A 24,031-nucleotide genomic window follows, 5' to 3' on the forward strand; every position below is an offset into this window, starting at 1 on the left:
ATTTAACCTCGTGGTGCAGGCTGCAGGCAGCCCGGCTATTGAACGCACGCAACGTGACAAACCCATCATGGATCTCCAACACGCTGTATGCCCCCTGCTCAAAATGAAAATGCCACATGGCGGCGGCTGGCATCGCCAGTAAACGCGCCAGCATCAGGCTTAATACTCCCTGATGGGCAACCAGCAATTGATTGACATCATGATTGTTTTTTTGCTGATTGTTGGTTGAAAGCAGTGATTGAACGACGCTTTCGACTCGGTCTGAAAACTGTATAAAAGACTCCCCGCCAGTGGGGCTGGCCTGTTGCCAGTTAGCTACCCAGGTCGCCCATGCATCAGGGTCTTCACGCTGTAAATCATGGTGATGGCGCATTTCCCACTCACCAAAATTCATTTCATTTAATTGGTCATTAATACCCGCATTTAGAGGTTGCCCCGCCAGCACAATATCGGCAGTATGCCGCGCGCGTAGCAACTGGCTACTAACACCATCAGCAAACGCCACATCAGCCAACCAACGGGCGACATCACCGGCCTGCTCGATGCCGAGTGGCGTTAACGCCAAATCGGTCACGCCGCAAAAAACACCGCGCAAATTGGCTTCGGTTTGCCCATGGCGCACCAGAAATAGTCGCATAGAATGGCTCATCAAGAGTGTTCGAAAATAAGTCGTGTTACAGCAACGCCAGTAGGAATACCAATTCACCTACTTCGGCCGCCGCTCCTAGCGTGTCACCGGTTTGCCCGCCCAGACGGCGGCGCAGGTAGGTTGCCAATAACAGCACCACCACCATGCTAATCACCAACCCTAACAGCGCTGCGCCCTGACCAAGTAGCAGGGTTAATATCGCGCCACCGGCCAAGGTGACGAGTGTTTGTTTTCCCGTCACTTTACCGATGTAAATATTGCCTAATCCATTACCTTCTCGCGCATAGCGTTGGCGATACATCAACAGCACAATCACCGTGCGACTGGCCACTGAGGCAGCAGTGAGCATCAATAGCATTGGCGCATCGCGCAGCGCCAACTCACTGACTACCAGCACTTTTGCTACCACGATAAATATCAGCGCCAAACCGCCGTTGGTACCGAGACGGCTGTCGCGCATGATTTCCAGCATTTGCTCGCGCTTGCGGGCAGAAAACACCCCATCACAGGTATCTGCCAGTCCGTCGAGATGAAAAGCACCGGTAACCAGCGCCAACGCCAAGACATATCCTAACGCTGCCAGTGGCACACCACACCACGGAGCCAACAGAATGAAAACCACCCCACCGATCCCCCCAACAATGAGGCCGATAAACGGAAAGCCGATAATTCCGCGCTCGTAGTTATCCAGCGACAGTCCTTGCGTCCAGCGCTCTGGCACCGGAATACGGGTCATAAACTGCAATGTTGCGAGAAATAGACGCAGGCTCATTTAATCTTAACCTCAATACCCGAAACCACTAAAAACACCTCGTCAGCCGCCGCCGCCAATCGCTGATTGACTCGTCCGGCAATATCACGAAAATGCCGCGCCAGGCGATTTTCCGGTACGATCCCCATACCCAACTCATTGGTCACCAGATAAATAGGCGTACTACTGTGAGCACAAGCCGCTAGCAACTCAGTAATTTGCTGCGAAATACCCTCTTCAAGCGCGGTAAAATCCATCTGTTCCGGTGGTGTATCCCCCGCCAGTTCAAACAGCAAATTGGTAATCAGTGTGGTAATGCATTCCAATATGACGGCTTCGCCCGGTTCGACGTGCTTTTCCAGCACCATACCGAGATCACGATAGCCCTCCCAGGTACGCCAATGCGCCGGGCGGCTGGCGCGGTGTAATGCAACCCGCTCAGCCATTTCCGTATCTGTTACCACTGAGGTCGCAATGTAAAATACCCGTTCGGCCGCTTCCGCCGCCAAACGTTCGGCCAATGAACTCTTGCCACTACGCGCCCCTCCGGTGATCAAAATCACTGTACGCGCTCCTGCTGATGCTGTTTCATCAGTTTAAAAATCCTATCAATATCAATATACTCGCGCATCTGTGATGCCAGAATATCGAACTGCTGCTGTTTATGTTCAGCATAATTTACTGTCACACCGTCAAAAACTGACAGCCCTTTGCGTTGACGCAGGCTATCTAATAGCGCGCGGGTAAAGTAGTGGCTGTCAAATAGCCCGTGGATATAGCTGCCCAATACGCTACCATCGCCATTCACCGCGCCATCCACCCACTGCTCGGCTTGTCCGTTACGTAAAGTTAGCTGTGCAAAAGGGATGGCATCACTGCCCAGATGGGAGACCCCCATATGAATTTCATAACCTTCAAGCGGGTGCTCACAACAGTTTTTCAATATACCTGGTAGGCCAATCTGACAATAACCGCTAACGCGCGTGGTGACTTTATCTGGCGAGAATTCAGTTTCCACATCTAGCAACCCCAAACCATCCATCTGTTCAAGGCCCGACTCCACGCCATCAATAATGCGTTTTCCCAGCATTTGATAACCACCGCAAATTCCTATCACCAGTACCTTACGTTGATGCAGCGCCAGTAATGCTGCCGCCAACCCGCAGTGGTGCAGCCATTGCAAATCACATAGCGTATTCTTGCTGCCCGGCAAAATAATCAAATCCGGCTGACCTAACGCCGACAACTGCGATACATAGCGCAGGCGCACATCAGGTTGCGCGGCCAGCGCATTAAAATCAGTAAAGTTAGCGATATGAGGTAAGCGGATCACTGCAATATCCAGTTCCTTCTCTGCCGTATCCTGATATTTGCCATTTTGCAGAGCAACACCATCTTCATCTTCTAAATCTATATCCAGCCACGGCATCACCCCCAGTACAGGGACATGGGTCAGGGCTTCAATCTGTTCCAGACCAGGGATCAGCAGTGCGATATCGCCGCGAAACTTATTGATTATTACCCCTTTGACGCGAGCTTTTTCATGTGGATGCAACAGCGCCAAAGTGCCATAGATAGACGCAAACACACCACCTCTGTCAATGTCCGCCACCAGCAATACCGGCGCGTCTGCCATTTCAGCCATGCCCATATTGACGATATCGCGGTCACGCAGATTAATTTCCGCCGGACTACCAGCACCTTCCAGCACCATGACGTCATATTCGCGTGCCAAACTGTGGTAAACCTCGCTGATTTGTTGCTGCAATTGCGGTTTATACTGATGATATTCCACCGCATCCATATTGCAGGCAACTTTGCCCATTAAAACCACCTGTGCCTTACGATCACTGGTAGGTTTGAGCAGCACTGGATTCATGCGAACATCTGGGGCAATTCCGGCCGCTTCGGCTTGAAAAATCTGCGCCCGGCCCATCTCTTCCCCCTGAGGGGTAATGCCCGAATTAAGTGCCATATTCTGCGATTTAAACGGCGCACAGCGATAGCCATCTTGCATAAAGATGCGGCATAGCCCTGCCACTAACACACTTTTACCCACGTCAGATGCCGTGCCCTGCACCATTATCGATAAACTCATCACTGGCCGACTCATCGCACCTCCTCCATTTCGCATTGACGCATCAGCGCGAAGAGTTGTTCTTCCGTTTTGCACAGCGGCAAACCTAGCTCACTGTGCATTTTGACCAACCACGGCTGGACCAGCCCGGCAGCCCGCAGTTTTTCCTGTTGTAGGAACACTTCGGTTGTTTCACCGGCAATCATCAGGTGGCCGTGCGACAAGACATAAAGGTAATCACAGACCTTATAAATCAAATCAATATCATGGCTGGAGAGAATAACGCGCTTTCCCTCTGCGACAATACGTTCAATGATAGTAATCATATGCTGCCGACCGGCGGGGTCTAATCCGGCAGTGGGTTCATCCAGTAGCAGATACTCTGCCTCCATCACCAGCGCACCGGCAATGGCTACGCGTTTTTTCTGCCCATGACTCAAGTGCTGGATTGATTTATGGCGAAATCCTTGTGCATCCACCAAGGTCAACGCCCGGTCAATCCGCTGCGCAATAATCTCTTCGGGCATCCCCAAATTACGCAGGCTGAAGGCGATATCACTATCAATATCGGTATAAAAAATCTGCTGTTCCGGATCTTGAAATACCGTAGTGACGCGCTGGCGCAATTCACGTAGGTTGGATTTCTTATAACTGAGCGGCTCACCTTGCCACAACACTGCGCCCTGCTGCGGTTGCAAAATACCGGTCAAGTTCATAAATAAGGTGGATTTGCCACAACCATTAGCCCCCAAGACACCGGTGACCGCATGCTGACTGAAATCCAGTGTCAAGTCGTGCAATACCTGCTCTTCCTGATAACTGAAACCTAACTGCCTGGTGGCTAACATTACATCCTGCCTTACAGGTGGAAATCGCCCTGATAGAGTTTCATATCCAGCGAGATGACCATTTGCTGATAGCGAATCATCACGCGGGTAAATAGCATACCGACCAACATTGCCAGCGAATGGTAACCGGTACGCAATGAGATATAACCAAATCGTAGAGACTGCGCCTGATGGATCGCGGCGGCCTCCTCAATCAAAATAAAAATAAAACGCCAGGTCAGCAGGATTTGCTCGGTCAGCAATCGGGGGGCATGGCAGCGCTTCAATATTTGGATAAGCTGCGGAAATGGCGTATTCAGCACAAACCAAAAAGTAGCGGCCAATGCCGCCAAACTGCGCCATAGTGTTTGATTGGCAGTGGTTAATCCGACTTTATCAAGCCCCAACCACCACTGCCCTATCTGCACGCCCCACCACAAGCTCTCAGGTTGGCGCGAGAGTGATATCACAATAGTGATCAATCCCACCAACAGGAAAGAGAGTGGTATTGCCAGCCAGCGTAAATAGCGGCGCGGCCCCACCCGCAACAAATAACATGTCAGGGCGGCGATAAACACTAATAGCAGCGCCTGATACATCGGCGGGCTAAGCATGGCGGTCAACAGGAAAACGGCATATAGCACCAGTTTCCCCATTGGATCAGCCTGTCGCCAGCGGCTTTGATAACTTAGTTTATCAATCCCCAGCATGCTCACCGCGTTTCCCCCGGTAATAGCCTAAGATATAAAAAATCACTGCCGCCCCAATCGAACCTTGCAGGGTGAACAGCAGGCTTTCAATTTCACCACTGGCCGGTTCATATAACGGCGTGAACCACGGCTGATAATGAGGTGCGGTAGTCTGAATCAGAGTTTCAGCTTCACCATCTGAGCCACCATATTCACCACCGTGATTAATAAAGAAGGGCATTATGACCAGAGCGATAACCATCGCCAGCAAAATAAGCGTCTTTTTCATATTAGTGAGTCCCTGCGTGGATTAACTGGCGTTTAGTTAATTGGTCGTAAATCATCACAGTCAGGAAGCCTTCAGCGATGGCTATCGGGATCTGAGTAATACAGAACACCCCCATAAACTTGATAATCGAACCGCTGACACCAAATTGCGGGTCAGGGAAGGCCAGACCAAGCTGTACCGAGGTGACAAAGTAAGTGGTTAAATCTGCGAGCATGGCGCAAAGAAATACCCCGACGTCGCGGCGCAATCCCGCTTTACAGGCCAACTTCCATACCAGATAACCCACTACTGGCCCAATAACTGCCATTGACATGCCGTTAGCGCCCAACGTTGTCAGGCCACCGTGCGCCAGTAATAATGCCTGGAACAACAATACAATAGCCCCCAACACCGCCACCACTACCGGCCCAAACAGAATAACCGCCAGCCCGACACCGGTCGGATGCGAACAACTGCCGGTCACCGATGGGATTTTCAATGCAGAGAGCACGAAAATAAAGGCACCGCACAGCGCTAACAGGACTTTTTGATTGCTGTCTTCAGCGACAATCTGTTTCAAACGAACCAGCCCCATAAATAAACACGGCAGGAACAGTATCCACCAGGCCAGCGCCCACATCGGCGGCAAAAAACCTTCCATGATGTGCATGGCAAAAACATCATTCGGGGCAATCGTTAGCAGGACTGCCATAGTAACCCCGGTAAGCGATAGTTTTTTTAACTGCCTTTCCATTTCCATGAGTGACTCCTATAACGTTGAGTATCAAATAAAATCAGATAACTATTTGTTTTTAAATAACTCGCTGCTGTTTATTGACTAAAATAGTCGAGAAATAAGGCAATGACTGGTCAGCGGCAATAGTGTCCAACTGACGCCAGCACACCTCGCCCGGTAATGAGGCTTCCGACATCAACAGCGCATGCGGGAACAGATTTAGCCGGCCCAATAGCGCCTGAATTTGTGCAAAGCGGCCATATACTTTCATCAGCACTACGCAGTCATGATCGCGCAAAGCGCGTTCCAACTCGGCTTCTGGGGCGGTGCAAGACATAACCGCCAGCGATTGTTGCTCCATCGCCAAGGGCAGTGCGGCACGTGAGGCAATCGCGGCAAAGGAAGTGACTCCGGGGACAATTTCCAACCAATCTGGCCGACCAATACGTTCTAGCAAAAATACCCACGTGCTAAATAACATGGCGTCGCCGAGGGTGATAAAACCCACCTGACGGCCCTGCGCAACTTCTGCTTGTAGCTGTTGTGCCACCTCATCCCACACCGCCTGCTTTTCGCTGTCATCGGCGCTCATCGGAAAATGGCAGGTGCGGATTTCGGTGTTAGGTGATAAATATTCGCGCACAATTGACAGTGCCAGACTGTCACCGCCTTTACGCCCTGCCGGGGCATACAGCACATCCAGTTTGGCTATCATCCGAGCTGCCCGTACGGTGATTAAATCGCTGGCTCCGGGACCGACACCCAATGCATAAAGTCTGCCGCTCATTACGCTGCCTCCTGCTGTTTTTGTTGTAAGGCACTCGCCAGATGCTGAACAAACATCTGGCGAATCAATGGGTTTTCTCCCAATCCTTGCAGCCATGATTGCGCACTGATACCCGCAGCTTCCAGTTGTGAGCGCCATGAATCCGGCTCTTCAGAAGCCATGTCATTGATGGCGTGATCACCGGCTACCAGCATCAATGGCATCAGATGCACTTTGCGCACCCCCTGCTGCTGCAAGCGGCTAATGATATGGCCGATTTCCGGATAACTTTCCACCGCGCCAACCAAAGCAGGGAAGTTGAGAGAGGTCATTAAATGGTCAAGGCAGGCATAAGCAGAAAAGGCGAAGTGACTGGCTCCGTGGCCCATGAACACTACCCGCTCATCCGCCACCAGCGGAGGCATTTGTGCTTGCAGTGCCACCAACAATTGTTGGTAATCGGCAAAGCTGCTTAACAGTGGTGTGCCCAATGCCAGATGATGAAAGCAATCGCTAAAACCGCGTACTTCATTAGCGATTTTTTCGTATTCATCGCCATTAATCACATGCAGTGATTGGATAGCGACATCTTGATAACCCTGTTCAGCCAGCTGTTTCAGTGCTTCTCGCGGGGTATTGATCAACAAACCATCGCGTTTACGTAGCTTGCGAATGATCATTTCTGAGGTGAAGGCGCGGAACACATCGCGATCGCTATAAGCCGCCGACAATTGTTGCTCGCAAGCTTCAATATTCTTTTGGCGGGTGTGTTCATAACTGGTGCCGAAACTGATCACCAACAGTGCTTTTTTCATTTTATTGTCCTCGTTGTTCTTGCCAGTGGTCAGATTGCTGCCAATACATCAGATGCCGGGTAAATTCATCCAATGAAGTCACTTGTTGTCCAAGACTGCCCGACACCACGGCGACCGGACGGCGCACCACAATGCAGGGAATATTCAGTGCCAGACAGGGAGCCACTTTTTCCTGGTAGCCACCTTGTGCGCCAGACTCCTTGGTGATAACCACATCTGGCTGGCAAAACTCATACAGCGCGTGGTTGAATTGCGCGGTAAATGGCCCACGCAGTGCGATAATATTGTCTACTCCCAACCCCAGAGCTTCACATTGGCTCAGCACTTCAGCGGTTGGCAGCACGCGCGCTAACAGGGTTTTACCGGTCAGCCACTGTTGATATTCCGCCAACTGCTTGCTGCCGGTGGTCAAAAGCACTCGCTGCCCTAAACCTTGCGCCACGGCGCATGCTGCTGCAGCACTGTCAACTTTGTAGAGCTGCGGATGATGAATAGCGTCAATTTCACTCGGGCGCTGATAACGCGTCAGTACTACATTTGATTGCCCGCAAGCGGCGGCCACATTGTCACTGAGCAGATCGGCGTAGGGGTGTGAAGCATCAATGACCCACTGCACCTGTCTGGTGATAAGAAAATCGGCCATTTGCACTGAATTCATCCGCCCGACCAATACCTCGCCGCCAATATCACCCGCCAGTTGTTTGCCCGCATCGGTAGCGACCGACAGGCTGTAACGCTCGCCAAACTCGTCCAGCAATTGGCAAATCAACCGGGCATCACTGGTGCCACCAAAAATATGAATCGGCGGATGGTCATGGGTCATAATGAATCGCCCGTCATAATGAATAGCCCCGTGGCGTGATCATCAGTCCATTGCGGCAATACGTAGCCTGATTGCCGACAATCACCAAACTGGTCATATCCACCGGTTCAAAATCCATATCACCTATTGTGGTGAGCCATTTTTCCTGTTTTTTACGCCCTGCCGCCTTCACCACACCCACTGGCGTTGCGGCTTTCTTCCACGGCTGCATCAGCTCGAATGCCCGGGCTAAATGCCCTTCGCGGCCACGGCTGCGCGGGTTATAGAAGCAGATAACAAAATCGGCTTGTGCCGCCGCGATAATGCGTTTTTCAATCACTTCCCACGGCGTCATCAAATCACTCAGGCTGATATGACAAAAGTCATGCATCAGCGGTGCGCCGAGCAGTGAGGCCGCCGCGATACTGGCGGTGATACCGGCTACCAGACGGACTTCTAACGCCAACTGTTGCTGTGTCACCAGCTCCAACACCAAGCCCGCCATGCCATAAATACCGGCATCGCCACTGCTGATCAGCGCCACGTTATGACCGGCCAGTGCCAGGTCAATCGCCGCCTGACAGCGCTCAATCTCTTTGCACATGCCGGTTTTGATCACCTGTTTATCCAGGGTCATGGATTTGACCAGATGGGTATAGGTTTTGTAGCCGACAATAATTTCTGCTTCGCGAATAGCAGCGATAGCGTCCTGCGTCATCATTGATTCACTGCCTGGCCCAATGCCAATCACGGTTAACATTAATGCGATACTCCCAGAGTGATGGTGACGCCCTGCTGACGCAGAGTATTGCCAACCAATTTACCGTCGCTCATCAGCCAGGCGACCGGTTGTGAAACGCTGCCGACACCCACCGTTTGGCGGACAAAATCAGAAGCAGGGAAACGTTGTTCATGGCGGCTCAGTTCGCCGACGCTGAACAGTTCGAACGGAACTCGCCAGCATTGAGCCAATTGATGCAGCGCCGGTTCATCTTTTTTGATAGTGACGCTGCCAATCGCTCGTAATGCCATGATGTCAAAATGATTTTCGGCCATTTGCTGTTGCAGTAATTCAACCAGCGTTTGCAGAGAGGTGGCACGGCGGCAACCAATTCCCGCTACGACCCGGCGCGGCACCAGCTTATACACGGGCAACGTCGCCAGTTGTTCAGCGGGCAGCGGTAGCGTGTCGCGCAACGTGATACACACCAAGGCGTCTAGTGGGGGAAGTTGATCTAAACAATCAACCGGCACAAACCCGCGCGTGTCGCAGCGATCACGTTCCGCCAACAGCGGCGTGTCCCACCACAGCCCAACTTTCTGGTTACTGACCAACATTTGATTGACCACTTTGACCGCATGGCGGAAATCTTGCATTTCGGCATCCAGTTGGGTCGCCAGTGTGTCCAGCGCAGCCATCTCGTTGACATCAGTGGCGGTGGTTATCACCGGATCAGCGCCCAAAATGCCAGCAAGATAACGGGTTAGCGTATTCGCCCCTCCCACATGCCCCGACAGCAAACTGACGACGTGTTGCCCGCGCTCATCAATCACCACCACCGCAGGGTCAGTCATTTTGTCGTTTACCAGTGGCGCGATAACCCGCACCGTAAGACCAATCGCCCCGACCACCACCAGTGCTGAGTACTGTTTAAATGCTTCACGAAGGGTGTCGCCAAAACTGCCGTTAAAGGGCAAAAAACCCTCTTCCAGCAATTTGTTACTGGTAAAACAGGTCAGCGGCAATTGGGTTAGCAAGCGCCGCGCTAGCCGTACACCACCGGGTGTCAGGCAAAATACCGCGATGGATTCAGGCTTGACGATATTCATGGCTAAACCCCGCGTCATAGAGTTTGGAATAGTGGTATTCATCACCGAGGAATGCCCCCACCAAAATCAGAGCAGTTTTATGAATGGCTGCCGCGCGAACCAACTCGGCGATATCTGCCAGTGTCCCGCGTACGGTACGGCTTTCAGCCCAAGTCGCTTTGTATACCACTGCAACTGGTGTATCTGCGGGATAACCACCGGCGATTAAGCGATCCGCCACTCTGTCCATTTCCTGTACCGACAAGAAAATAGCCATTGAAGTTTGATGGGCGGCGAAAGCTTCCAGTTGTTCTAGTGGCGGCATCGGAGTGCGCCCCTCGATACGGGTGATAATTAAGCTTTGCGCCACTTCAGGCACGGTGTATTCCACCCCCAGTTGTGCCGCGGCGCCCAAGAAAGCACTGACACCGGGTACTGACACAAAGCCGATGCCGTGTTCGCCCAAGACTTCGCCCTGTTCCCGAATAGAGCCATACAAAGAGAGATCACCGGTTTGCAACCGCACCACCAGCTTGCCCGCCCGCACCCCCTCCACCATCAGTGTGATGATTTGTTCCAAATTTAAGCCCGCGCTGTCGTGACATTCAGCCTCGGCAGAGCAATATTCCAACAGCTCGGTATTGATAAGTGATCCGGCATAGATAACCACCTGTGCCTGTTGCAGCAAGCGGTAGCCTTTTAGCGTAATCAGCTCTTTGTCACCCGGCCCGGCACCCACAAACCAGACCTTTTGCGTATCCCAGGTCGGTATAACAGGGGAGTGTGTAACAGGGGAGTGTGTAACAGGTGCTGATACGGCATTAGGATGCTCAGACATGGCTCGCCTCCTTGTGGCAGGAAATAAGATAAGTAGGATTATTCGGTTTAAAATAGTGCCCGCTGCCCAGAGGGGTCAGAGTGGAGAGTTGCAACTGCACACAATCCAGCTCGCTCACGACGCAGGTCTGTAAATGGCTTAATGCTTCATTGAGGTTATTGAGCAAAATAAAGGTCAATACCAGGCGTCCACCGGGATTTAGCATCATCAATGACCAGTCGATAAGGTCGGTCAGATGGCCGCCACTGCCACCAATAAAGATGGCATCGGCTTTATCGGATAAAGGTAAAGGAGCCACTCCGGCAACAATGTCTACCTTGCGACACCCGAGCCGCTGGCGGTTTTCATTAATCAACTCAAGTGCTACCGGATTCCGTTCAATCGCCGTCACCCGCAAATCAGGAAAACGTAAAGCTGCTTCCAATGCCACACTGCCAGTACCCGCCCCCACATCAATCAAGTGAGTCGCATCTGACAAACTCAGCCGTTCCAGTGCCAATACTCGCACCGCCTCTTTGGTCATCGGGACTGTTTGCCCACGTAGGAACAACTCATCTCTCATTGAGGATCACCACCACATTCAGGTCATAGCGGGCTGCCACTTGCTCTGCTGGCAGGCGATAAATTCGTTCGTTGGATTGCGAAAGGTTTTCACCAATAATCAAGGTACGGGACAGACCACGTTGCTGTAGCGCATCAGCAATAACTCTTGGGCCAATGATGCCGTCGGTCACCATCGCCACTTTGTCGTGCTGGAAGATCCAGTCAAAATCGGGTTCACGACCATGACTGCTGGTAAGAAAGAGGTCGTTCATATCCAGCGCAGCTTTGGCGCACAAATATTGAATCGCGCTAATACCGGGAACGATATGCAACTCCTCGGCGCTAAAGTTTGCTGCCAGCAATTTGCCGATGCCATACAGCAAAGGATCTCCCGAGGCCAACACCACAATAGCGCGATGCTTATTGCTATCCAGCCACTCCAATAGCCCTAATAGATCGGCATCCAACAAGCGCGACTCTTTACTATCGCAACTCAGTGTCTCCAGATGGCGCTTACCGCCAACCAGTACTTCGGCGCGTTCGATAGCCCGCCGTGCCATGGGTGTCAGATAATCAGTATCACCGGGGCCAATCCCCACCACCGTAATCATCGTAACGCCTCCACAATCTCATCCAGTGGCCGGTTGCTACCCAGCACCTGATTATCAAAAGAGAATAAAATGGCGTCGCACTGTGGTGGATTAACCGAGAAACGCATCATCTCAGCGATACGCTCGCAGATACGCTCGCAGATACGCGAATAGACGCCCTGCCAACCCTGCTCGTCAATTAACTCCATGGCCGCTTCCGTGGTATCACACTGATTAACTTCAAGTAATAGCGCATGGGGTGCCCCCATCAAGGCCAAATGCGCCACCAGCGTCTCCATACGTCCATCAGCAATATGGCTGTGGGTATGGAAGATACCGGCGGCCACTTTGACCAATTTGCCCGGATGCCCCACTAACAGAACGCGGCGGAACCCCAAGCGCACGGTTTCTTGCAGCATATAGCCGACAAAATTACTCATGGTAACCACACGTTGGCTATCCAGCCCCAGGTGGTCGCGAACAAAGCGCTCACCGTGATTACCCGGCACCAGAATGACGCGTTCTTCACCGGCTGCCCGCTTCATTTCCAGCTCCAGGGCCAGTGAGCGTTTCCAGCTCTCTTCTGACATCGGCGTCACAATACCGGTGGTACCGATGATGGAAATCCCGCCCAGGATCCCCAACCGTCCGTTGTAGGTTTTCTTCGCTCGCTCCTCGCCTTCTGGTGCGAAGATTTCGATTTCTGCGCCACGCAATGGGCCGATGACTTCACGCACTGCGGCTTCGATGGTTTGGCGCGGAGTGCGGTTAATGGCGCTGCTGCCGACCGGCAACCCAATCCCTTTGCGGGTGACGGTTCCCACTCCTTCGCCGCCTCGCAGAGTAATGTCGGTCTGTTCCGTGAGGGTCACGCGGGCAAAAATCAGCATGCCGTGAGTAGCATCAACATCATCGCCGCCATCTTTGCGGATTGCGGCGGTAGCTTGCTGACCTTCAATCAACGGCTGCTCAACATTCAGACACAAGGTGATGCCGGAAGGCGTCACAATAGAAATTTGATCAATCACTTGCTGACGCAACACCATCAGCGCCGCCACTTTGGCCGCCGCCGTGGCACAGGAACCGGTGGTATAGCCTTTACGATATTGCTTGCCGTTGTGCCAAATGCTGTCTAATTGCTGATTTTGCAGCGTAATATCATCATTTACAGGGCTATCACTGGCCAGACCGTCGCTCATAGCGCCCCCCGTAGTTGCGTCCTTTGTAACTGATAGAGGATGGCGTTGATAATGGCTGCCGCCACGTTACTGCCTCCTTTGCGCCCCAGCGCGGCAATGCACGGTAAACCACTTTCCACCAACGCATCTTTGGATTCCGCCGCACCAACAAACCCCACCGGCACCCCAATGACCGCCACCGGGGTCACTTGGCGCTCTAACAAACGGAATAACGCGGTCGGCGCATTGCCGAACACAAATAGCTTTTCGCCCGGCTCCGCCAGCGCCACATCCACCGCCGCCATCGAGCGGGTAATGCCCTGCACAGGCGCAGTTTCCACCACGCGCGGGTCACTGATATAGCAGCGGCACTCGCATCCCATCTGCTTGAGCAGCGTTTTGTTAATGCCCGACATCGCCATAGTCGTGTCGGTGTATAGCGTGCATCCTCGGCGGATGCCCTCAGCAATGTGAGCCAACACATCGGGGGAGAAATGCAGAATATCGAGCCAGTCAAAATCGGCGGTAGTATGGATAACCCGCTTGATCACCGCTTCATGCATCGCACTGGCAAACCGAGTCTCTGGCCGCTCAGCGGCGATAATATCGCCAATGATAACGAAGCTATTTTTCTCGATTTCCTGCGGGTTTTTTATATAGTTCATGGGGTTATCCTTGTTAAATACCGACCAACAGCAGATGCGTCAGAGCGAACAATAACAGGGCCAATAGCGACGCCATCATCATCAAATGAATGCTGCGTGGAATATCACTCAGAGCGATTTCACGCTGCTCATCGCCGATCCACGGCTTCTCCACCCGCTCACCAAAGTAATCATTCGGGCCACCCAGGCGGATGCCCAGCGCTCCCGCCACCGTGGCTTCCGACCAGGCACAGTTCGGGCTGGAGTGTTGATAACGGTCGCGCCAGCCAATGCGCAACGCCTGACGGTAATCGGCCTGAATCAACCAGGCTGCGATACTGAGTAACAGCCAGCTAAGGCGCGCAGGAAGCCAATTGGCGGCATCATCCATACGGGCAGAAACATAGCCAATTGAGCGATATTTAGGCGTTTTATATCCCACCATCGAATCAAGGGTATTTACCGCCTTATAAGCCATAGCCAGCGGTGCGCCCCCCAGCATCAGGAAAAACAGCGGCGCAATCACACCATCGACACTGTTTTCGGCCACGGTCTCTACCACCGCACGGGTGATTTGTGGTTTCTCCAATTGCGAAGTATCACGCCCAACAATCCATGACAGCTTTTCGCGACTTTGCGCCAGGGTTCCGTGTTGTAGCGCATCAAAAACCGCTAATGCCGCGTCGCTCAAGCAACGTCCGGCTAGTAAGGTGTAAATCATCCACACTTGTGCCAGCCAGCCTAGCCACGGATGAATCTCTGTCATCAGCCATAAAAATCCCCAGCTGACGAGCCAGGTGATCCCCACCACCAGTAACCACAGCACCGCCCCCCCCCATTTGAGTGCCCGCTCGCTATGACACGTGGCGCGAATCACTCGCTGCAACAGCGTGATCAGATTACCTATCCAGCGCACCGGATGTGGCCAACGCGGCGGATCTCCGAGCCAATGGTCCAGAAGGAAAGCAACAAACCACGCGCTCAGGGTCATAGCACTCTCCGGGCAACGGTCAGCCAGCCATCCAATAATCCGGGCCGCTGGGCAAAGTGAATATGCAGATAACTGGCCTGAGTCCGTTGCACTTGATAGCCACTGTGCCAGCGCTGAATAACTTCACCATCGCGCCATTTACTGCTATCGAAAACGGGGGTCAGTGGGCTGGTAAAATCGGAGTAATGGAACTCATGACCGCGCAGAATTTCGCCTGACGCGGCTAGTAATGTGTCGCAGCGGGCCTCGGCCTGACAGTAACCAAAGCGAGTCAGACGTTTTCCCATCCGGCTTTCTCCGGCTAAAACCCCCACCATGCGATGGCGCTGTCCACTTTCATCCGTTAAAGCATCCCCCAAATACATCAAGCCGCCACATTCGGCATACATCGGGATTTGCTGGCGATGGGCTTGCTGTAACGCCGCATGCATCGCGGTATTCTCTGCTAATGCGCGGCTGTGGATCTCCGGATACCCTCCCCCCAGATAAATCATCTGACAAGCCGGCAGATGGCGGTCATGCAGCGGGCTGAAACGCTGGATGCGAACGCCAGCTTGCTCCAGCAAGTCAAGATTATCGGGATAGTAGAAATTGAAAGCTTCATCTTCGGCTAAGGCCAATGTCAGCCCGTCGGCCAAAGCTTGAGAAGGTAACGCGGGAGGGGTTCCAACAGGGCGTTGAGTGCATGAAGTCAGGGTCAGCAATCGGTCCAGATCGATAAAGGCTTCGACCTGCTGGGCCAATTGTTGCCAACGCGGCGAGTTATCGGGCTGTTTGGATAGTGCACCGCCTCGCTCTTGTGCCGGGATCAGCCCCAAATGGCGTGATGGCAAGGCAACATCGTCCATGACCGGCAAGCGGCCCAAAACCGGAATGCCGCAATAACGTTCGATAGCATGGCGAATAAGTTGATAGTGATTTTCTGAATTGACGCGGTTAACAATCACCCCGGCAATCGTCAGCTTGGGGTCAAATTGGCTAAAGCCCAGTACCGTTGCGGCAATGGATGTCGAAACCGCTTTACCATCCACCAGCAAGATAACCGGGCAGCCCAACTGCTTCGCCATCGCTGCACTGCTGCAATAATCGGGGTCAGTGCCATAGCCGTCATACAACCCCATGACACCTTCAATTACCGCGACATCGGCATGGCGCATATGCTGATTATACAACCCATTGAGGATGTCGGGCGGCAACATAAAAGCATCAAGATTACGCGATGTCACACCACTGACGGCAGTATGCCAGCCAGTATCCAGATAGTCCGGCCCCACTTTGAACGGCTGCACCGACAATCCGCGCGCCATCAGCGCCCGCAAAATACCCAGCGTCACGGTGGTTTTACCACAGCCGCTGCCGGTTCCTGCGATGATAAATGCTTGTTTGCCTGAGCATTGCATAAAAAAATCCCGCCATTTCAAGCGGGATATGTAGTGTCAAAAAGGTGCATCTGCGCAACGTCACCGCTGCGCGCATCTGATGACAACCCGCTTCCCACCGAAGGAGTTGAAACTCTTTACTGATCTGGCTGGTCTTCTGGCTTAGCGTCACTCTCCCCCGCTACCTTCCCAATCCTATGGATCAGTGGTCTCAGCGGGTTCGTCAGCATCACAGCAGCGGGGGCTGCGGGGGATTTACACCCCCTTCCCAATCGTGTTATCCACGACATACCTGTTTCAGTATTTAATTACAGTAGATTCTGTTATTTAATTTATTGTTTCGTTATTTAATTTATCTCTTTATTTACACGGTTATAACAGAGCATTTATTAATTAGTAGCCTGATCGACTTCCTTGAAATTAATATACGCTTTTCTGTTCATAAAAAATGGTTAATTTCATTTTTTGCTAGTGATTTTTTTGTATCCTCACAACAAATAATTGCTATCAAATCAAGTAACAACCAAATAAAAACAACAAGTTATATGAATAATTCCATTTAAAAAAATAGCAAAAAAATTGTTATTATTTATTTTATACTTTTAATAACATACTGGATATTTAAATAGACAAACTTGAATGAATCGCATGACTAATTGATATTAGATCAATAACTGTCATTCCATTTCGCTGCGTTCAGAAGAAAGTGAGCGAAATACCTGCGGTGTCACGTTGTAGGTCTGACGGAACACTTTGCAGAAATAGCTGGTTTGGGAAAAACCCAGATTCTTGGCAATGCTGGCAATGCTCCAATCGCTGTGTTGTAACATCTCTCTGGCATTGGCCATCCGCTGCTGATTGACCCAGGCATTAAATCCGATGCCCTGATATTTTTTAAACAATTTGCTGAAGTAGTACGGGCTGAGATAGACCTTAGCCGCCACTTCTTCCAGCCGTAGTTCTTCCGATAAATGCGTATCAATATAACGCAGTGCTTTTTTCATTTTGCTGTCATGGGGATGAACCGGTCGTATTCTACCGGGTTCTTTGCTGCCCATGTTGTCGTTGATCACCACAAAATTGAGATGTTTTTTGAGGCAATTCTCAACAATCAACTTCAATAAATCTGCCGATGCAATCACCCGTGAAAAATCCATAACAGGCACATTGTGGAACTCATCCATCAGTGCCGGATTCTGCTGCCAGTGATTATCGACATTAAGGATATCAATCAGATAAACATCTGAGTGCAACCGTACTTGGCCGCATAACACAAAACCCACTAAATGGCCGGCAATGACCAGTGGAATAGAAAAATCAGTTAACCCTGCGTGGCAGCGATAAATACAAGGCTCATTGGACTTTGAAGCTTCAAGGCCCCCGCAACGATCACTCATTCGGCAACGGAGATGGTTCACCGGGTCCTGGCGCATCAACTGACAAAATGGCGTAAAGTTAAAAAGATCAGAAATCTCTTCGCCGTGAATATTCACTACCACCACGGCCAGCCCAGTAGCCTGAGCAAAATCCTGCGCGATTTTATTGATGAGCTCTGAGTTTAGAGAACTGGCAGAAATCATGATAAAACCTCTCAGTTAATTTATTGTTATTAAGTTTCGTTTGTTACTATAAATCATCCCTGTAATAAACTACGTGTTACTAATTTGTTATATTTGCATTCCTATCAGCAAGTGGAAAACCTATTTCCCTGTGAAGGTTTAGACCCTGGCAAAATGAAGGAGAATAACAATTCAGCTTACCAGAGTCATAATCAACAGGGGACTATAATCAGCCCATTAACCAGAATAGATCACGAAATTTCCTCATCTCGTTTCATAGATTCAAGATGAGGAAACTCATGTTGAGTTATAAACTGGCTTTCTCATCCTCTAATTTACAAGTATTGCAAGGCAGGTTTTTGCCAATGAAGAAGCGATAAACCGCCGCACCGAGACAGGCACCAATAATAGGGGCGACAATCGGGATAATGAAATAAGGGATATCACGACCGCCAGTCATTGAGATTTTTCCCCAGCCGGCAAAGAAGGTAAATAATTTAGGGCCAAAATCACGCGCGGGGTTCATAGCAAAACCGGTTAATGGTCCGGTTGAAGCCCCTATTACCGCCACCAGGATACCAATCAATAGCGGCCCTAATGCACCACGCGGCACCCCATTACCATCGTCTGTCAACGCCATAATCAGCCCCATCAAAATGGAGGTAATAATGATTTCGACAAATGCGGCTTGCCATACACTGATAGCCGGTGAGGGGAACGTACTGAAAATACTGGCCAGTTGCAGACTTTCCAGACTGCCACGCACCATCTGATGGGCAGTTTCAAAATCAGTAAATAAGTTGTGATACAACATATAAGACAGCGCCGCTCCACCAAAAGCACCGGCAATTTGTGCAATGCTGTAGGGAATGACTTTGCGCGCGGGGAAACAGGCAAACAGCCATAAAGCAATGGTAATCGCGGGATTGAGGTGAGCCCCGGAAATGCCAGCGGTCAGATAAACCGCCAGTGAAATCCCCAACCCCCACACAATACAGATTTCCCACAAACCGAAACTAGCACCGGCCACTTTCATCGCCGCCAGGCAACTAATACCAAAAAACAAAAACAGCCCGGTGCCAAGAAATTCTGCTACACACTGAGCTTTGAGCGAGTCGTTCATAGGGTTACCCTGCTTGCGGTTAAATTAATACGTTATATACCCTAAATAATTCGAGTTGCAGGAAGGCGGCAATTGAGTAAATCCCCAGGAGCTTATTGATTTTAAGATCAATAGCAGTAAGTGACTGGGGTGAACGAAAGCAGCCAACGCATATGCAGCTCGAAATATGACGGGTATGGTATTGCACGGCCCTTGACCTGATCACTATAAAGAGACGGAAAATGAAAGTGTTGTCCTGATTAACCATTAATTAAACAAAAAATAGAGCTCCTATAGCAAATTATTGCTATTACATGGCCCAGAACCCCATCAAGACCCTGTAAACAAGCAACTTATCGCCTAATTAAATAATGTGACTTTCTTGTCATTTATTCTTTCAGTTATTGTTAGCAAGCTCGCAATTTCTATTTTAATGTGAGCCAGTTACCATTTTTATGTGCGCGTGCGTGATTATCAAAGAAAATAAGAGTTGTCACCGACTTATTTGTAATTCTGAATATGTAAAAACTAATTATTGTCACCTATCCATTAATAAATAGGCTTATAAAATAATCAGTTAAATTATCTCATGACAATAATTTGTTATTTCGTCGCTAACCATTCCCGCCAGTAAATTCAATACAGCCATTCTTTTTCATTGCTTGTTTGTATATTCAGTCTCAGCACGAACCTGACAACGTTATTACTGAATATAACTGAACATAACAATTCAAGTTAAAACAATACCCTACATAATTCGAGTTGCAGGAAGGTCGCAATTAAGTCAATCCCGATGAACTTACTCAGGTAAGTGATTCGGGTGAGCGAAAGCAGCCAACGTATATGCAGCTTGAAGTATGACGGGTAAGGGCACCTGATATTCGTCGAGGTATATATGCAACAAGAAGCACTAGGAATGGTGGAAACCAAAGGGCTGGTTGCGGCCATCGAGGCTGCTGACACCATGGTGAAATCGGCCAATGTGACGTTGGTAGGCTACGAAAAAATTGGCTCCGGTCTGGTCACTGTCATCGTCCGTGGTGATGTGGGAGCGGTTAAAGCGGCCACTGATGCAGGCGCTATCGCGGCTGCCAACGTAGGTGAAGTGAAATCAACTCATGTGATCCCACGGCCACATACCGATGTTGAGGCCTTTCTTCCCAAAGGAAACTTACCAAAGGGAAATAGCTAATGAAAAGCAATGACCTGGTCGACCAAATCATGGCGCAGGTGATAGCAAAAGTGAGTGAACACGCCCCGGCGTCTTCTGCACAACCATCCTATAAACAACCATCCTATAAACAACGAGATACGGCTATGGCTGAAAAAACTTGCAGTTTAACGGAATTTGTTGGAACCGCGATCGGTGACACGGTCGGACTGGTGATCGCCAACGTCGACAGCGCCCTGCTGGACGCGATGAAGCTAGAAAAACGCTATCGCTCCATTGGTATTTTGGGCGCTCGTACTGGTGCTGGCCCGCACATTATGGCCGCCGATGAAGCAGTAAAAGCCACCAATACCGAAGTAGTCAGCATTGAATTACCACGCGATACCAAAGGCGGTGCTGGTCATGGCTCGCTCATTATCTTCGGTGGTGACGATGTTTCCGACGTGAAACGTGCCGTTGAAGTGGCATTGAAAGAGCTAGACCGCACATTTGGTGATGTTTATGCCAATGAAGCGGGTCATATCGAATTGCAATACAGCGCGCGTGCCAGCCATGCACTGGAAAAAGCATTCGGTGCACCGCTGGGCCGTTCTTGCGGCGTGATTGTCGGCGCACCGGCTTCCATTGGTGTTCTGATGGCCGATACCGCAGTGAAATCCGCCAATGTTGATGTGGTGGCTTACAGCTCTCCCGCGCAGGGCACCAGCTTTAGTAACGAAGTGATTCTGGTTATCTCCGGCGATTCTGGTGCAGTCCGTCAGGCAGTGATTTCTGCCCGTGAGATCGGCAAAACGGTATTAGCAACTTTAGGTGCTGAACCGAAAAACGACCGCCCTTCTTATATCTGACGCCACAGTGAGGCTGTTTCATGAAATCGAAAAGATTTGAAGCATTGGCGAAACGCCCGGTTAATCAGGACGGTTTTGTCAAAGAGTGGATCGAGGAAGGCTTTATTGCCATGGAAAGCCCGAATGATCCGAAACCTTCCATCAAGATTGTCAATGGTGTGGTAACAGAACTTGATCGCAAACCACAAAGCAGTTTTGACCTGATCGACCACTTTATCGCCCGCTACGGTATCAATCTGGCCCATGCGGAAGAAGTGATGAAGATGGATTCCATCAAGCTGGCCAATATGTTGTGTGACCCCAACGTGTCGCGCCGCACCATTGTTCCGCTGACGACCGCCATGACACCGGCCAAAATCGTCGAGGTGGTGTCGCACATGAACGTGGTGGAGATGATGATGTCGATGCAGAAAATGCGCGCTCGTCGGACACCATCACAACAAGCTCACGTCACCAACGTAAAAGATAACCCGGTGCAAATTGCCGCCGATGCCGCGGAAGGCGCATTCCGTGGTTTCGATGAGCAAGAAACTACGGTGGCGGTAGCCCGTTATGCGCCATTCAACGCCATTGCACTGTTGGTCGGTTCGCAAGTTGGCCGCCCAGGGGTACTGACGCAATGTTCTCTCGAAGAAGCCACTGAACTGAAACTGGGGATGTTGGGCCACACCTGTTATGCCGAAACTATCTCGGTTTATGGCACTGAACCGGTATTTACCGACGGCGATGACACGCCGTGGTCGAAAGGTTTCCTCGCGTCGTCTTATGCATCACGCGGTTTGAAAATGCGCTTCACCTCCGGCTCTGGCTCCGAAGTGCAAATGGGCTATGCCGAAGGCAAATCCATGCTGTATCTCGAAGCGCGCTGTATTTATATCACCAAAGCTGCCGGGGTTCAGGGGCTGCAAAACGGCTCCGTCAGTTGTGTCGGCGTGCCGTCAGCGGTGCCATCGGGCATTCGCGCCATTTTGGCAGAAAACCTGATTTGCTCAGCGCTGGATTTGGAATGTGCATCCAGTAACGACCAAACCTTTACTCACTCGGATATGCGTCGTACCGCTCGCCTGCTAATGCAGTTCCTGCCAGGGACTGACTTTATCTCCTCTGGTTATTCCGCGGTGCCGAACTACGACAACATGTTCGCTGGCTCCAACGAAGATGCCGAAGACTTTGACGATTACAACGTGTTGCAGCGCGACCTGAAAGTCGATGGTGGCCTGCGCCCAGTATTGGAAGCCGACGTCGTGGCAATTCGTAATAAAGCTGCGCGCGCTCTGCAAGCGGTATTCGCTGGGATGGGTTTACCCCCAATTACCGACGAAGAAGTGATTGCGGCGACCTACGCCCACGGCTCAAAAGACATGCCGGAACGCAATATTGTTGAAGATATCAAGTTCGCTCAGGAAATTATCAGCAAAAACCGCACCGGTCTGGAAGTGGTGAAAGCCTTGGCGCAAGGCGGCTTTGAAGATGTGGCGCAGGACATGCTCAACATCCAGAAAGCCAAAATCGCCGGCGACTACCTGCATACCTCGGCGATCATCAAAGGTGATAACCAGGTGTTGTCAGCGGTGAATGACGTCAATGACTACGCGGGGCCAGCTACCGGTTACCGGCTGGAAGGTGCACGTTGGGAAGAAATTAAAAATATTCCAAACGCGCTTGATCCGAATGAGCTTGGCTAAGGGGTTCACGAGATGGTGGATATTAACGAAAAACTGTTACGCCAAATTATTGAAGGCGTATTGCAGGAAATGCAGGGGGACAACAATACCGTCTCCTTTAAGCAAGATACCCAACCTACGACAGCGACTGCCGTGGCGTCAGGGGATTTTCTCACTGAAGTGGGTGAAGCCCGCCCCGGTACCCATCAAGATGAAGTGATTATTGCTGTCGGCCCGGCATTTGGCTTGTCGCAAACAGCCAATATCGTTGGCATTCCGCACAAGAATATTTTGCGTGAACTGATTGCCGGTATCGAAGAGGAAGGGATAAAAGCGCGGGTTATCCGCTGCTTTAAATCCTCCGATGTGGCTTTTGTTGCTGTCGAGGGTAACCGCCTGAGTGGCTCGGGGATCTCTATTGGCATCCAGTCAAAAGGTACCACGGTCATCCATCAGCAAGGTCTGCCGCCACTTTCTAACCTGGAGCTGTTCCCACAGGCCCCGCTGCTGACGCTGGAAACCTATCGTTTGATTGGTAAAAACGCCGCTCGCTACGCTAAACGGGAATCACCACAACCGGTTCCGACCCTGAATGATCAAATGGCACGACCAAAATATCAGGCCAAATCCGCGATTCTGCACATTAAAGAAACCAAATATGTGGTGACCGGCAAGAATCCTCAGGAACTCCGGGTGGCGCTTTAACAAAGGAAAACACAATGAATTCCGAAGCTATTGAATCCATGGTTCGCGATGTGCTGAGCAAGATGAACAGCTTGCAAGGCCAAACGCCAACTGCCGCTTGTGCTCCAGCGGCCAGCTCGCGCAGTGATGCCAAAGTATCTGATTATCCATTGGCGAATAAACACCCTGACTGGGTGAAAACCGCCACCAATAAAACACTGGATGATCTGACACTGGCGAATGTTTTAAACGGCAGTGTGACTTCACAAGATTTACGTATTACCCCGGAAATTCTGCGAATTCAGGCATCCATTGCCAAAGACGCAGGCCGCCCGCTGTTGGCAATGAACTTCGAACGCGCAGCGGAACTGACCGCCGTACCGGATGACAAGGTACTGGATATCTATAACGCCTTGCGACCATTCCGCTCAAGTAAAGAAGAGCTGAATGCCATCGCCGATGACCTGGAACAGACCTACAAAGCGACCATTTGTGCCGCTTTCGTGCGCGAAGCTGCCGTTTTGTATGTCCAGCGCAAAAAGCTAAAAGGCGACGATTAATCAATTTCTCAGAGGGTTATAACAATGTGCCCATGGCAGAGAGAACAGGCCGATCGTAAAGACGCCGTAAACCCTTCCTTGGGGCTCGAGC

26 protein-coding genes, 1 pseudogene and 1 riboswitch are annotated in these 24,031 nt (G+C 51.0%); of the genes and pseudogenes, 5 read left to right on the top strand and 22 right to left on the bottom strand.

The window, feature by feature from the left end; genetic code table 11:
- Positions 1-2: 2 nt before the first annotated feature.
- From ACF3VQ_RS13230 to pduF, 22 genes and pseudogenes are all read right to left on the bottom strand, one after another.
- Positions 3-637, bottom strand: a pseudogene (locus ACF3VQ_RS13230) (adenosylcobalamin/alpha-ribazole phosphatase).
- A gap of 37 nt (positions 638-674) precedes the next feature.
- Positions 675-1,421 (bottom strand): adenosylcobinamide-GDP ribazoletransferase, encoded by a 747-nt coding sequence (cobS, locus tag ACF3VQ_RS13235; RefSeq protein WP_392431452.1) that lies wholly within the window; start codon positions 1,419-1,421, stop codon positions 675-677.
- Entirely contained in the window at positions 1,418-1,963 is a 546-nt protein-coding gene (gene cobU, locus ACF3VQ_RS13240; protein WP_392431453.1) for a bifunctional adenosylcobinamide kinase/adenosylcobinamide-phosphate guanylyltransferase, read from the bottom strand. Before cobU ends, cobS begins: the two co-directional genes overlap by 4 nt.
- Entirely contained in the window at positions 1,960-3,498 is a 1,539-nt protein-coding gene (locus tag ACF3VQ_RS13245) for a cobyric acid synthase (RefSeq protein ID WP_392435580.1), read from the bottom strand. Before ACF3VQ_RS13245 ends, cobU begins: the two co-directional genes overlap by 4 nt.
- A gap of 11 nt (positions 3,499-3,509) precedes the next feature.
- Positions 3,510-4,325, bottom strand: coding sequence for an ATP-binding cassette domain-containing protein (locus ACF3VQ_RS13250; RefSeq protein ID WP_392431455.1), 816 nt, complete (start codon positions 4,323-4,325; stop codon positions 3,510-3,512).
- 11 nt (positions 4,326-4,336) lie between these two features.
- On the bottom strand, positions 4,337-5,014 hold the full coding sequence (locus ACF3VQ_RS13255; protein ID WP_392431457.1) for an energy-coupling factor ABC transporter transmembrane protein: 678 nt from the start codon (positions 5,012-5,014) through the stop codon (positions 4,337-4,339).
- Positions 5,001-5,282, bottom strand: coding sequence for an energy-coupling factor ABC transporter substrate-binding protein (locus tag ACF3VQ_RS13260; RefSeq protein WP_004699340.1), 282 nt, complete (start codon positions 5,280-5,282; stop codon positions 5,001-5,003). The genes ACF3VQ_RS13255 and ACF3VQ_RS13260 overlap by 14 nt, the downstream gene beginning before the upstream one ends.
- A gap of 1 nt (position 5,283) precedes the next feature.
- Positions 5,284-6,021 (bottom strand): cobalt ECF transporter S component CbiM, encoded by a 738-nt coding sequence (cbiM, locus tag ACF3VQ_RS13265; RefSeq protein ID WP_392431459.1) that lies wholly within the window; start codon positions 6,019-6,021, stop codon positions 5,284-5,286.
- Between the two features lie 52 nt (positions 6,022-6,073).
- Positions 6,074-6,784: a cobalt-factor II C(20)-methyltransferase gene (locus ACF3VQ_RS13270; protein ID WP_392431461.1), complete on the bottom strand. Its 711-nt coding sequence runs from the start codon at positions 6,782-6,784 to the stop codon at positions 6,074-6,076.
- Positions 6,784-7,578: a sirohydrochlorin cobaltochelatase gene (locus tag ACF3VQ_RS13275; RefSeq protein WP_392431463.1), complete on the bottom strand. Its 795-nt coding sequence runs from the start codon at positions 7,576-7,578 to the stop codon at positions 6,784-6,786. The genes ACF3VQ_RS13270 and ACF3VQ_RS13275 overlap by 1 nt, the downstream gene beginning before the upstream one ends.
- Before the next feature lies 1 nt (position 7,579).
- Positions 7,580-8,401, bottom strand: a complete 822-nt coding sequence (locus tag ACF3VQ_RS13280) for a cobalt-precorrin-6A reductase (protein ID WP_392431465.1) — start codon at positions 8,399-8,401, stop codon at positions 7,580-7,582.
- Between the two features lie 13 nt (positions 8,402-8,414).
- Positions 8,415-9,140 (bottom strand): precorrin-3B C(17)-methyltransferase, encoded by a 726-nt coding sequence (locus ACF3VQ_RS13285; RefSeq protein ID WP_077293739.1) that lies wholly within the window; start codon positions 9,138-9,140, stop codon positions 8,415-8,417.
- Positions 9,140-10,210: a cobalt-precorrin 5A hydrolase gene (gene cbiG / locus ACF3VQ_RS13290; protein ID WP_392431467.1), complete on the bottom strand. Its 1,071-nt coding sequence runs from the start codon at positions 10,208-10,210 to the stop codon at positions 9,140-9,142. Before cbiG ends, ACF3VQ_RS13285 begins: the two co-directional genes overlap by 1 nt.
- The gene (locus ACF3VQ_RS13295; RefSeq protein WP_392431469.1) at positions 10,191-11,027 is read right to left on the bottom strand and encodes a cobalt-precorrin-4 methyltransferase; all 837 of its coding nucleotides are present in this window, start codon (positions 11,025-11,027) and stop codon (positions 10,191-10,193) included. Before ACF3VQ_RS13295 ends, cbiG begins: the two co-directional genes overlap by 20 nt.
- Positions 11,020-11,589, bottom strand: a complete 570-nt coding sequence (locus ACF3VQ_RS13300) for a decarboxylating cobalt-precorrin-6B (C(15))-methyltransferase (RefSeq protein WP_392431471.1) — start codon at positions 11,587-11,589, stop codon at positions 11,020-11,022. Before ACF3VQ_RS13300 ends, ACF3VQ_RS13295 begins: the two co-directional genes overlap by 8 nt.
- Positions 11,579-12,181 (bottom strand): cobalt-precorrin-7 (C(5))-methyltransferase, encoded by a 603-nt coding sequence (locus ACF3VQ_RS13305; RefSeq protein WP_392431473.1) that lies wholly within the window; start codon positions 12,179-12,181, stop codon positions 11,579-11,581. Before ACF3VQ_RS13305 ends, ACF3VQ_RS13300 begins: the two co-directional genes overlap by 11 nt.
- On the bottom strand, positions 12,178-13,359 hold the full coding sequence (gene cbiD, locus ACF3VQ_RS13310) for a cobalt-precorrin-5B (C(1))-methyltransferase CbiD (protein WP_392431475.1): 1,182 nt from the start codon (positions 13,357-13,359) through the stop codon (positions 12,178-12,180). The genes ACF3VQ_RS13305 and cbiD overlap by 4 nt, the downstream gene beginning before the upstream one ends.
- Positions 13,356-14,003, bottom strand: coding sequence for a cobalt-precorrin-8 methylmutase (locus tag ACF3VQ_RS13315; protein ID WP_392431477.1), 648 nt, complete (start codon positions 14,001-14,003; stop codon positions 13,356-13,358). Before ACF3VQ_RS13315 ends, cbiD begins: the two co-directional genes overlap by 4 nt.
- A 13-nt stretch (positions 14,004-14,016) precedes the next feature.
- A complete protein-coding gene (cbiB, locus tag ACF3VQ_RS13320; protein ID WP_392431478.1) occupies positions 14,017-14,973 on the bottom strand; it encodes an adenosylcobinamide-phosphate synthase CbiB in 957 nt (318 codons plus the stop codon).
- A complete protein-coding gene (locus tag ACF3VQ_RS13325) occupies positions 14,970-16,373 on the bottom strand; it encodes a cobyrinate a,c-diamide synthase (protein WP_392431480.1) in 1,404 nt (467 codons plus the stop codon). Before ACF3VQ_RS13325 ends, cbiB begins: the two co-directional genes overlap by 4 nt.
- 108 nt (positions 16,374-16,481) lie before the next feature.
- Positions 16,482-16,663, bottom strand: a riboswitch (cobalamin riboswitch).
- 366 nt (positions 16,664-17,029) lie between these two features.
- Positions 17,030-17,932 (bottom strand): regulatory protein PocR, encoded by a 903-nt coding sequence (gene pocR, locus ACF3VQ_RS13330; protein WP_005168458.1) that lies wholly within the window; start codon positions 17,930-17,932, stop codon positions 17,030-17,032.
- Between the two features lie 286 nt (positions 17,933-18,218).
- The gene (pduF, locus tag ACF3VQ_RS13335; protein ID WP_004699353.1) at positions 18,219-19,034 is read right to left on the bottom strand and encodes a propanediol diffusion facilitator PduF; all 816 of its coding nucleotides are present in this window, start codon (positions 19,032-19,034) and stop codon (positions 18,219-18,221) included.
- Positions 19,035-19,908: 874 nt separating this feature from the next.
- Between pduF and pduA the strand changes: the two genes are divergently transcribed.
- The 5 genes from pduA to pduE are packed head-to-tail and all read left to right on the top strand — an operon-like array spanning position 19,909 to position 23,940.
- A complete protein-coding gene (pduA, locus tag ACF3VQ_RS13340; protein WP_005157689.1) occupies positions 19,909-20,205 on the top strand; it encodes a propanediol utilization microcompartment protein PduA in 297 nt (98 codons plus the stop codon).
- The gene (gene pduB, locus ACF3VQ_RS13345; RefSeq protein ID WP_019080985.1) at positions 20,205-21,032 is read left to right on the top strand and encodes a propanediol utilization microcompartment protein PduB; all 828 of its coding nucleotides are present in this window, start codon (positions 20,205-20,207) and stop codon (positions 21,030-21,032) included. Before pduA ends, pduB begins: the two co-directional genes overlap by 1 nt.
- A 20-nt stretch (positions 21,033-21,052) precedes the next feature.
- Positions 21,053-22,717 (top strand): propanediol dehydratase large subunit PduC, encoded by a 1,665-nt coding sequence (gene pduC / locus ACF3VQ_RS13350; protein ID WP_392431483.1) that lies wholly within the window; start codon positions 21,053-21,055, stop codon positions 22,715-22,717.
- Between the two features lie 15 nt (positions 22,718-22,732).
- Complete coding sequence (locus ACF3VQ_RS13355; protein ID WP_392435582.1) at positions 22,733-23,401, top strand: propanediol/glycerol family dehydratase medium subunit; 669 nt, start codon at positions 22,733-22,735, stop codon at positions 23,399-23,401.
- 14 nt (positions 23,402-23,415) lie between these two features.
- Complete coding sequence (pduE, locus tag ACF3VQ_RS13360; protein ID WP_005157693.1) at positions 23,416-23,940, top strand: propanediol dehydratase small subunit PduE; 525 nt, start codon at positions 23,416-23,418, stop codon at positions 23,938-23,940.
- Positions 23,941-24,031 lie beyond the last annotated feature (91 nt).

It is taken from the genome of Yersinia fenwicki (assembly GCF_043099325.1).
GTDB lineage: Bacteria > Pseudomonadota > Gammaproteobacteria > Enterobacterales > Enterobacteriaceae > Yersinia.